At 66.8% G+C, this 10962-nt stretch carries 9 protein-coding genes; 7 read left to right on the plus strand and 2 right to left on the minus strand.

Features of this window, described 5'->3' with window-relative positions; genetic code table 11:
• Nucleotides 1-21: 21 nt before the first annotated feature.
• The 3 genes from ACFYW8_RS41925 (at nt 22) to ACFYW8_RS41935 (ending at nt 2750) form a co-directional block, all read left to right on the plus strand.
• Complete coding sequence (locus tag ACFYW8_RS41925; protein WP_389092061.1) at nt 22-891, plus strand: DUF317 domain-containing protein; 870 nt, start codon at nt 22-24, stop codon at nt 889-891.
• A 29-nt stretch (nt 892-920) separates the two neighbouring features.
• Complete coding sequence (locus tag ACFYW8_RS41930; protein ID WP_389092064.1) at nt 921-1409, plus strand: hypothetical protein; 489 nt, start codon at nt 921-923, stop codon at nt 1407-1409.
• Between the two features lie 294 nt (nt 1410-1703).
• Complete coding sequence (locus ACFYW8_RS41935) at nt 1704-2750, plus strand: SpaA isopeptide-forming pilin-related protein (protein ID WP_389092068.1); 1047 nt, start codon at nt 1704-1706, stop codon at nt 2748-2750.
• A gap of 371 nt (nt 2751-3121) precedes the next feature.
• Here ACFYW8_RS41935 and ACFYW8_RS41940 read toward each other — a convergent pair whose 3' ends face one another.
• Nucleotides 3122-4486: a hypothetical protein gene (locus tag ACFYW8_RS41940; protein WP_389092073.1), complete on the minus strand. Its 1365-nt coding sequence runs from the start codon at nt 4484-4486 to the stop codon at nt 3122-3124.
• Between the two features lie 454 nt (nt 4487-4940).
• Nucleotides 4941-7976, minus strand: a complete 3036-nt coding sequence (locus ACFYW8_RS41945) for a Tn3 family transposase (RefSeq protein WP_389092078.1) — start codon at nt 7974-7976, stop codon at nt 4941-4943.
• 192 nt (nt 7977-8168) lie between these two features.
• Here ACFYW8_RS41945 and ACFYW8_RS41950 point away from each other — a divergent pair, with 192 nt between their 5' ends.
• From ACFYW8_RS41950 to ACFYW8_RS41965, 4 genes are all read left to right on the plus strand, one after another.
• Complete coding sequence (locus ACFYW8_RS41950) at nt 8169-9086, plus strand: hypothetical protein (protein WP_389092081.1); 918 nt, start codon at nt 8169-8171, stop codon at nt 9084-9086.
• 45 nt (nt 9087-9131) lie between these two features.
• A complete protein-coding gene (locus tag ACFYW8_RS41955) occupies nt 9132-9824 on the plus strand; it encodes a hypothetical protein (RefSeq protein ID WP_389092086.1) in 693 nt (230 codons plus the stop codon).
• A 212-nt stretch (nt 9825-10036) separates the two neighbouring features.
• Complete coding sequence (locus ACFYW8_RS41960) at nt 10037-10294, plus strand: hypothetical protein (RefSeq protein ID WP_389092089.1); 258 nt, start codon at nt 10037-10039, stop codon at nt 10292-10294.
• A 47-nt stretch (nt 10295-10341) separates the two neighbouring features.
• The gene (locus tag ACFYW8_RS41965; protein ID WP_389092093.1) at nt 10342-10722 is read left to right on the plus strand and encodes a hypothetical protein; all 381 of its coding nucleotides are present in this window, start codon (nt 10342-10344) and stop codon (nt 10720-10722) included.
• The last annotated feature ends 240 nt before the right edge of the window (nt 10723-10962 follow it).

A 10962-nucleotide genomic window follows, 5' to 3' on the forward strand; every position in this document is an offset into this window, starting at 1 on the left:
GCCATCACCACTCGGGAACCTGTGACCTCTCACGACGACCTGCGCACGATTGACGGAGACGTCTTCGTCTCTCCGCGCCACCTCGCCTCCACCACCGGAATCGGCGACCCAGCCCTCGCCCCACTCCTCGACCTCGCCTGGGACCTCCAGCACGACAATCTCGGCAACGCCTACCTCAACGCTCCCGACCGCAAGGTTCGCCTGGGCTACCTCCCCGAGGGCGAGGACGATGGGCTCTGGCGCATCAACGCCTACCGCGATCCGTTCGGGCCGCCCACCTGGGGCGTCTGTTTCAACGACCGCGTCCCCACCGAGTTCGTGGCCGCCTTCACCACCGTTCTCGCCACGGCCTACGAGCAGGGGCCGGACGCCTACCTCGCCAGGCCGGTCTCCGGGATCGACGAGCACGACCCCTTCCTCGCCATCGTCCCGCTCCTGAAACAGGGCTGGGAAATCGACCGTCCGCGCTGGGGCGTCTTCGCGGTCCAGGCACCGGACGGCCTCGCCGGCCTGGAGTTCAGCACCGGCGACCTCGACCCGGAAGCCGAACTGACCACGCGCGACGCCCGCTGGCAACTGTGGGCGGGCAAGTCCATCGACCGGCCCGTCTGGTACGCCACGGCCAGCACCGACACCCCCGTCGCCCTGCTCACCGCCGTCACCCAGTCGGTCGCCGATCCGGCCCCGCTGCCCCGGTGGCGTCAGGACACCTTCAGCTACATCAAGGACATGGCCCAGCTCACCCCGATCCTTCCGCCTGGGCCGCAGGCTCCCACCCCGCTCGATGTGCAGAGGGCCGCCGCATCACGCCGCCCGGCCATGCTCTCCGCGGCCAGCGTCCCGCGCTGGAGCACCACCAGCCGACCGACCCTGCCCAGCCCCCGCCGATAGCACCGGCCCCGATCCCGACCGGAGACTCCTTGTCCCTGCAGGCACCCGAGTTCTTCGCCGAACTGTGCCTCCCCTTCCACGACAGCGCCGTCGTGGGCAACACCTACTACGCTGCCCCGGTTCCGGGCACGCCCCTGCGGCTGCGGATCGACTTCAGCGGCACCGTCTACGCGGACACCTACGGCGGATTACGCCTGGCCGTCGTCCACTCGGACCGCGGGGAGATCGACGTTGTGGCCCTCAGCTTCGTGGACCACGGCACCTTCCACCGCCGCGACGAAGCCCACAACACCAACCCCAACACCAGCGGGTACGGCACGTTCGGGAAGTACCACCGTCCCGGCCGGCCACCGTGGGACGGCGCCGTCACCACCGGGCTGCGTGATGCCATCGAGCAGTACACCGCCGTCTGGTTCCCCGGCGCCTGGACCGCGTCCGCGTCGAGCCGCATGGCGGGCCGGACCCCGCACACGTCTCCCGCCGTGCCAGTCACCCGTAGCAGCGCACGCGCACGCTGAGCCGCGCCCACACCCGCCAGCCCCGGTGTTCCGCGCTTTCCCGCAGGAGCCCTGCCCCTGATGACCCACCCCTTGGAGAACCTCGACCCGGCTCAGACCGTGAGGCACCGCCTCACTGATCTCCACCGAGCCGTCCAGGACATTCCCGTCCACACCCGCCGCGCCATCTATGTCACAACCACGACAGCCAAGCAGTCACCCGGCAACACACCTGCGGCCCCGCAGCCTCCTGCCCCGGTCTCTGGCCGGACCTGATGACCTTCCCCGCCCCTTGATCAAGGAGCCCCTCTTCTCGTGCATCTCCGTTTCGTCCGCCGCACCGTTCGATCCGCTGCCGTCGCCGCCGCGGTAACCAGCACCCTCACCTGGGCGTCGGCCGCGACGGCGCAGCCGTCCGAGCCGGCGCCTTCGGCCTCCGTCGCTCCCGCAGAAACACCGGTCCCAGACGCGGGCAGCGTCGCGATCACCGCGAAGGACCCGGCCGGGGACGTGCTCCCCGGCGCCGGGTTCCTGCTGCTCGACTCCGCAGGCCAGGAGGCCGGACGAGGTAAGACCGACGCGCAGGGCAAGCTGGCCTTCCCCGACCTCGCGCCAGGCGTCTACCGGCTCAAGGAGACGGCCTCCGGCAGCCCGTTCCACGAGGTCGTCGCCGACCAGGATGTCATCGTCACCCCGGGCGGGACCACACGGCTGACAATCACCGACCCGTTCAAGGCCGCTAAGGTCCTCCTGCAGGTCAAGGACGATAGGACCGGCAAGCTCCTGCCTGGCGCGACTGTGAACATCGGTACCGGCGACTCGACGCTGCTCACCCTGACCACCAGCGCCAAGGGCACGGCCTCCGGAGAACTGCCTGTGTCGAGCCGGAAGGCGCAGTTCTGGGTCAAGGAGATCAAGGCCCCCGCTGGCTACGACCTTTACAAGCCGTCCAAGACGTTCAGCGCGGGCCCCGGCGCCCCGGTGACCGTGACCGTCATCAACGCCAAGACCGCGACCGACCCGAAGCCCGACCCCTCGGACAAGCCGACGCACAAGCCCACCGGAACCCCGTCCGCCTCTGCGGACAAGCCGAGCAGCGGGGCTGGCAGGGCCAAACCCGCCTCGCCGGGCACCGGCACACCGGATGCCGACTTCTCGTCCACCGCCGCCGCGACCCCGGTCGGCGATTCCACGCCAAAGGTACCGGCGGGCTCCCTCGCCCATACCGGCGCCGGCGTCACACCATGGATTGCCGTGGGCGTCGGCCTCCTCGTTGCTGGCGGCGTCATCACCCTGGTCGTCGTCCGCCGTCGCACGGCGGACGGGTCCGAGCCCGACGACAGCGGCACGGCCAGCCACTGAGATTCCATGCGTGATGTCGCAGACGGTGGCCGCTTGAACTGCGGCGATCGTCAATCATGGCGCGACATCACGCAAAGATCATCAGTAACCGAAGAGCAACCACCGTCAGCAGGCCCCCGGGACGTACTGCCGGGGGCCTGCTCGCGTCTCTCTACGCCGACCCGATGGTCAGGCTTCGGCGCCAGCGGCGGGAGCGCTGCTGCTATCCGTACCCCTGTCCGGGTTCGAGCGCCGGGACGAGCTCCTGGTCCATAAACCGGTTCCCTCGGCCGACCATCATGGTGCCCAGCGCGCTGCCACATTTCTCCCCGGCCTTGGGGAGGTGAACCCGGAACATCCCTACAGCTCCAGCAGACCACGCCCGTGAGTCGTCACAGCCAGGTGTGTCCCTCGTCGCGGAAGACAGGCCACGGCCGGTCGGAGGTGTTCGGGGACAGCAACAGGTGCCGGATTCCTGCTGCCCAGCAGTCCTGGTCCAGCAGTTCGATCAGGTAGCGGTCCATTTCCGAGCGCCTTAGCTGCAGTGTCCGGGACAGCTCGGCAGTGAGTCCGTTGGGAGTGCGCCATTCGGCCCGGCTGCGCATTTCCATGACGACCTCGCCGCCCACCAGCTCCTCGGTTCCCGGTGGGAGCACCCACTGCGCCGGTATCCCCTGGGCGGTCAGGTCTGCGGCAAGGGACGGACCGGAGGTCTCCACGATGAAGGTCATGACGTCACCGATCAGACGCGCTGCGGCAACCGGGTGCACGGGGTAGACGCCCCACGGGACGCGCTTGGGGTCGCGCGACACTGTGTCCAGAGTCGTGACGGTCATGTTCAAGTCGAGTTGGTCCCCGATGCGTGCGCGGCGCCGTACGGCGTTCCATTGGCGGGCCCATCGTTGCCTGAACTCCTGTGGCGTCCAGCCCTGGCCGATCACGCCGTACAGGTCGACGGCGATCAGGGCACGACTGCCTGGCACCTTGGCGGAGAAGATCCCGTCCTTGGCGGCGCGCTGGGTCGCGGTCTGCAACAGCTCCAGGTGCGTCCGCAGTGGGGTGTCGATGTCGTGGAGCCGCTCGTCGGGGTTGTCCCCGGGCAACGCGGACCCGGTGCGAATGGCCTCGTACGCGGTCGCGATCCGCTGCTCCTGGAGGCGATTGCGGTACCTGGCATTGGTCTTGATCTCGTAGGTGTGCGGTCCGTCGTCCTGCCAGACGCTGATGTCGCCGATCCGAAGGCAGTTGGTCAGATCGTGCATGAGCGCGAACCGGCCGTCGTCGCGCCAGTGACTTTCCACGGTCTCCAACTCCGCCTTCAGGCCAGCCTTGCCCGCCATCAGTCCGGGCGACTCGTTTCGGCACAGGGCCAGGATGTACCGGCGGTCGTGGTTGAAGGCCCGCCAGGCCAACGCGTCCCCGATCGAGCGGAACTGCCGTCCCAGGCGCTCGCACAAGTCGCGCTCCAGGGCCCACGTCTCGATGTCGACCAGGTCCCGCCCCGAATGCGGTTCGGGCGCACCGGCTTGTGGCTTCTTGCCAGCGCGCATGCGCTTGACCGCCTGGCTGAAGGCGTTGCGGTCCTTCTCCACATCGAGGATGTGCCGAAGCAGGTCCTGTTGAAGTTCGTAGCCGTCCTGCGCGGTGCGGCAGGCCCGTACGCGCTCGACCAACGGCACCAGGTCCACCTGTGCGGCCTGGTGCCGGGGATGTGCGATCACCTCTTCGGGCTCAACGCCCAGATCAAGCAGCTTCACCCGCACAGTGTCGCCCCACCGCACCCCGCGACGAGACAGCTTTTCCCGCGCTCCGCCACAGCCGTGGTGACCGCGCCGCTGTACTCGTCGGGGCACGCACCAGTTCGCCGCCTACAAGAGTGCTCCGATCCGCCATTTCGAGTGCTCGGTCACAGGAACGGGGGTTCCCTTCGGCGACCAAGATCTCAAAAATGTGGGTTAAGGAGTGTTTTGCCTGGTCAGAGGTTTGGTCGACCAGGCTGGACCGGGAATGGAAGTTCCTCTTGCTCCTGCCCCCATTGAAGTTGACGCGGCGCCGGGGCACGGGGAAGCCCCCTCCGCGGCTGGTGAAGGTGGACAGCAGTGGGCAAGGGCGAAGCCGGTACCCATTCGGGGTACCGGCTTCGGCGTGAGGTGGAGGCGCTCGCCGCTCAGTGGCTCTCAGGGGCGGCCCCACCGGTGGAGCCTGCGGTCTTCAGGTGGGATCCGGTTCGACGTCGGGGATCTCGAACAGCGTGTCGGTAGGCGGCTCGAAGTGGAATCGGCCGCGCATGTTGATGTGGCCGTACATCATCCGAGAGAGCTGGCGGAGGTCGCTGTGGGAGATGACCTGGCCCTGGGCGCGCATTTTCTCGACGATCTTCTGGATGCAGACCGTGTTGAAGAGGGCCACGGTGTTGAGGACGAGGCCGAGAACGCCGAGCCGGTTTTCCAGACCGGGGTAGTAGTTGGGGAAGGGGCCGTCGATGCCGTGGCAGATACGCCTGGCAAGGTCGGCGCGTTCCTTGTGTAGCCTGCTCTGTGCTTCGATCCCGTTCCGGTACTCGGGGTTGTCGTAGAGGCGGAGCAGGTGGCGTGTTTTGGCGATGCGTCCGAAGGAGACGATCGCTGATCCGAGGTTGGTGGGCTGGCCGTTGCGGGTCAGGATCCGAAGCGCATCGTGTGCGCTGACGGCACCGTGGTGGATCGAGCCGATCACCCGCAGGATGTCTTCCCAGTGTGCGGCGATCTGTGAAAGGTCGATCTGCCGACGTGTTGCGCCCTGGAGAGGTCCGTAGTCCGCTGACCTATCGATGCGCCATAGCCTGGCATCGTTGATTTGGTGCGGGGCGGGCTGGTAGGAGTAGCCGGAGAGGGTCAGAAGGCCGAAGACGAGCTCCTCGTGCGTTCCGGCCTCGGCGACGATGGCTTCGGGGTGTCGGCTGTCTTCTGGGACGTTGGTCTGGTCTCGGTACGTCGTAAGGGTGTTGAGTGCTTCCAGCGCGGCGCTGGGTCGGCCGCTGACCATGCGCCCGGACATCTGGACGGCTTGCTCGGTCAGCATGGTCAGCCAGGTGACCTCGGAATTGCCTTCGGGTGCGATGAGCAGGCCGGGTTGTGGTGTGGGGATGACGAAGCGGTGGCCGTCCACGGAGGCGAGGCGCTCACCGTTCAACTGCAGGGTGGTGAGGGCGTCGGTCTCCGCGCCGAGCATGAGGGTGGTGCATGCCTCGATCACATCGGGGCGGAAGTATTCGCGGCTGATGCTGGTGAGGCGGTCGAGTTTGAGGGCGTCCTTTTCGTCGTTCGCGACGGCTTCGAGGCCGATGTTGCAGCCGTATCCGACCATCACGGCGGCTACGGACAGCTCGAATTCCGGGTAGGGGGAAGGGTTGCCGTTGCGGGTGGTGAACGCGGCGATCCCGCCGGTCCGGCTCAGCACGTCCAGCACCACTTGGGGCAGCTCTACCTTGGGGAGCATCTTCTCTACTTGCCGACTTAGGCTCGATGTACGTGGTGGTCGCCCCTTCGGCAAGGCCAAGTCGACGTTTCCGAGCGTGACTTGAGCGCCCTCGGGCATGCGGGAGGCGATTCTGGCGAGGTCGGCGTGCAGGCTTGTGCCAGCGCGGTCGAGGTAGGCGCTGGGGTCTTCGGGTAGATCCAAGCTGGTGAGCAAGCTGGGCCGGGCCTGTGCCCAGGCCTCGCCTGACAGGAGTCGCGCGAGCAGGTCTCCCCAGCGGGAACAGCCCTGAACGAAGATCGCTCGGTTGCACAGATGCCGGTGGAAGGTCTCCACCACGCACAGGGCGTATGCCGACAGGTTCACCGCGCCGTCGGACTGTTCCGGTTCACCTTCCACGAGACGTTTCCAGGAGCCGTTCAACAACGTGGTGTCGATGTCATCGAGCCGTACGTCCTCGCGATCCAGGAGAGGCGGCAAAGCGTGGAGCGCGGTCAGTGCGGCCTGGCCCGCGGGACTTGCGCCGAAGCGAACCCTGTCGACAAGGACGGGTACGAGCGTCCGTACGTCTCGGAACCGTTCCAGTGCCTTGGCGCGACGGGCCTCATGGGTGTCGGAGTCCCGGGCCGGCATGTACTCCAGGAGGTTCTTGGCGGCCCGGAGGAGAGTGTCCCGGTCGGCGACCGTCTCCAGTGCGGCGCGCGTGGAGTCGGTGTCGGTGACTGGGTCGGTGATCTCACCGCTGTCGTGGTCGACGCTTTCGGCCACGGATTCCAGGACGGCGAGCAGTGCCTGTGCGGTCAGGGTGCCGTCAGGGGCGAACTTCGGGTAGGCGTCGACGAGCGCCTTGTCGGCCCACCTCTTGGGTTTGGCGATGAAGCGCTCGCTGATCATCTTGTCGAGCATGTCGATGGCATCGTCCAGGGCGCTCGTCTCCAGGCGCTTGATGGCCGCAAGTACCGCAGCCCGCTTGCCGGTCTGCTCTTTCAGGCGCGGTACCCGCTCGGTCAAGGCATGATCGGCGAGCTGCGCCAACTTGCGGTCGGGGATGGACGAGACATCCACATCAAGGAACCCGAGAGCGCGGATCTCGTCCGCGCGTGACAGCGCCTTCACGAAGTTCTCCCACGAGGGCACGCCGACACCGCGACGCAGGCCGTCCAGACGGCTGGTGCGCTCGCCGGCGGGCACCTCCATCAACCAGTCGATGATGCGGACCTGTTGACCGTTCATTTTGGAGACGAGTGCCTTCGATACTGCGTCTTCGGCTCTACCCCGGCAGAGCGTCACCAGGTCACGCAGCGTCGAGTATCTGGGAAGCAGCACACGCTGCCCGCGGAGCCAGGCCAGAGCCTGGAGCGTCATCGCCTTCGGGCCGTCCGTGGAGTACTTCAGCCGGTCTTCCAACCAGGCCACGAGCCTGGCCTCGCCCTCCACAAAGGAAGTCCAGTCGTGTTCCCGCCTGATCTCCCTGACATGGTTTCGAACCGTGTCGCTGTTCTCTCCGTACAGGCTGATCTTGGCGAGCGGGTCGGAGATGCCGAGCTGCTCGCCCACGCGAAGTACCAGGTCCTCGGGGATCATCTCCACGTCGGTCTGGAAACGGCCCAGGAATCGCACGACCGTCAGCTGCACGGCCAGGCCGAGCCGGTTGTGCTCGCCCCGCTTGCCCTGGATCAGCCGCTGGTCTTCCTCGCCGAGCCGGAGATGGGGCCAGTCACTCTCCGGGATTCCATTGACGAACGACGGGTACCCCGCGCTCAACTCCTGCCGCTCCTCTGCGCCCAGCATTGCCTCTCCTGACGATCGGATTGTCACGCGGGGCAGATTCAGGCCGTCGACTGGGCCGGGTCAAACCGGACTTCGGGGGTGATCGGCCTTAGGGCACATTTTTGAGATCTTGGCCGTCGACCTGTTTTTTGAGCGGCTGTTCGAGTGGCTCGCGGACGTTTCGGATGGCTCGGGCTTCTACCGTCCTCGGCCATGGAGAACGTGTGGATCGAGCCGGGCGGTAGCGCAGATCCCGGCTACACCGATGAGCAGCTCAAACGCGCGAGATGGTTCGCGGAGCAGGACGTCCAGGCGACGCGGGTGCAGCTTGCGGCGCGCTTCGGACTCGGCGACGTGTGCGCCGAGATCGCCGAGCAGTCCAGCCTGGCGGTGAGCAGCGCCCTGGAACCGCTGGCACACCAACTCGGCTATGCGGCCGACACTCTTGAGCGATACCAGCGCGTCACGGCGTTGGCGGGCGCGGAACTTCGCGAACGGCTCGTCACGTCGTCCGTCCACGTGCCGTGGAAGTGCGTGGTCACAGCCTGCGTAACCGACCCGGCCGAGCGCGCGCGTCGTGTTGGGCTGTTGCTCGGGCGGCTCGCTGGCGCCGAGCGGGCGGGATGGCCGGTCGTGCTGGACGCCGGGGACTACTGCCGGGCTCTGGGCCTGGCGGACGGAGCGACCTTCGGCATGGAGACGCCTGGCGAGATCGTCGCTCAGCTCGGCCGTGTAGGGGTGCGGGAGGCCGTAGTCGCGGAACTGACCAAGACCCCGGAAGCCGTCCTGTCCATCCTGCGGGAGCCGACCGTGCGTGAGGTTCTCCAGGACCAGGAGGTCGCCCGGTACGTGCGTGAGCAGATGCGCCCCGTGCCGGATCCGGACGAAGACCTGGTCAACGAGCTGATCGGCGACGACGAACGCGATCCGCGTGCCGACTGGACCATCCGCTACTTCGGCCTGGCCCACAAGTGCAGGGAGATTCTCCTGCTGGGTCCCGACGATTTCGCAGACGTCGATGACCCCGACGTGTGGCAGTCCGTCGAATCCATCCGTGACTCGGTCGTCTTCTGGGCCGGCCGCGTCTTGGAGAAGCGCCCCCGCACGATCCGACTCCTCTCCGGAAAGTAGAAACCAGTGTCTATCCCCAATGCTGCAGGCCGCTACCCCAACGCTGTGCGCGACGTCCTGGACCGGGAGGCTCTCCGGTGCATCCGTCAGGGTGGGAGCGAAGCCGAGCAGCTCACCCGGATGCAAGGCATCGTCCGGTCGAAGATCAACGTGCTCTCCGCGGAATATCGCCCGGTGTTCGACCGCGCGGTGAAATCGATGTGCGCCACCTCGTTCAACAAGGTCTGCAAGGAGCTTCGTATCGCCGCTCTCGCTGGTCCGGCCGGACCTACACAGGGCGGCACCACTGTCATGGGTCCGAGCTGCGGCACCGGAGCATCAGGCCCTGGCGACGCTGCGGTTCCTGGCTCGCACGGTGCTGGATCCGACGACGAAAAGGTCGTGGCGAAGGTCCTGATCGGCGAGGGCGGCGAGCTGACGGAGAAGTCGGCCCAGCAACTAGTGCTGGAAGACCTCGACCGCATCATGGAAGTCCTCCCTCCTCTTGCCGAGCGCGACTTCATGGAGGCAGACCGGCTTGACCGTGCGGCCAAGGAATCCGCCCAAGGAGCCAAGGAACACAGGGCCCGCGGAAACCGCATCCTCGCCCTGTTCAAGCGCTACGACCGGCTCGTCGTCGGCATCGACAGCATCCCCGGCATCTTCAACCTCGCCGACTACATCGCCGAGGTCGGAGCCCAGGCCCTTGGCCTGGACGACGAAGACGCCGAGCTCCTCCGGTACGCGGGCGCCTTGTGACCGAGTCCACGTGGCACAAAGAAGTCAAGGGCTGGGGTGTGGCCACCGAGATCCCACTCGGGAACCGCAGAGCAGACTGTCTGCTGCGCTGCGGTAAGCGGGCAGAGATCCAGGCCCATCCGCTTGCCCCAGTTGAAGTCGCAGGTCGGGAGGCTCACGCAGACCTGTGGATTCTCGACTGCCGAGCCGCACACACGCGCAACCGCCTCCTGGTGTGGGACGACCCGGAGTTCGGCACGCTGTTCCGCTGGGACCGAGCCTGGCAGGGCTTCGCGGTGGCCAAGCGGCCGGCCTTCCTCAACACGGAACTGGACATCAGCACGGGCCGCGGCACCTTCCTGGAGGTGACGAGCTGGATCTTTGACGGATACCGCGCTCTCGGTTCCGGCAGGCCCCATACCGCTGCTGCCATGCGTTCTTGGATGCGCTACGACATCCCGCTCACCTCGCACCTGGCGGTGACCCAGTGACCTGGGAGCCACCCCGCAGACGGACGGGAAGGCGCCACCGCACCATCGTGATCGAGCTGGACGGTCTCCTCCAGCAGGTGCTGGCCGAGTACCACGCGACCGGTGTGCTCGTGGAACACATGGTGACAGCCAGGGCCTTCTATGCCGACTCCTTGTTCGGCGAATGCCCGGTTCCAGTGGCCATACCCCTGTACCGGCCCACCGCTGGCACCCACCCGGCACTGATCGTCGTGGATGACCTGGCCGAGTCCTGGGTCATGGGATTCGACGTCTGGCACAACCAGGTCCGCTATCACATCACGGGCTTCTACCCCGTCGGACAACTGGCGCCTCGACCACACTTGATCTTCGGCGACCTCGCCGTGCCGAAGCGTGATACCGAGAGTGTTCGCCGGTTCACCACGCATTCGACATCGCCTGATTACTGAGGTAAGGCGCATCGGCCCGAAACCCAAATGATCAGCATGGTCATCCGTGGTAGCTTCCGGGCCTTCGTGACGAGTTGGAGGGCGTGTGAACAGCGAGTTCCTGCTCGGCTTGATCGCTGCGGGAGCGGCGTTCGGCGGAGCTCTCCTAGTAGGGCTTGGTCAGGTTCGTATGGGTGTGGGTATGTCTTGGTGGCAGGTGGGGCAGGCGCCGGTCCAGGTGGCGAGGAGTGTCTGCAGTTC

The organism is Streptomyces sp. NPDC002742, from assembly GCF_042888885.1.
Classification (GTDB): Bacteria; Actinomycetota; Actinomycetes; order Streptomycetales; family Streptomycetaceae; genus Streptomyces.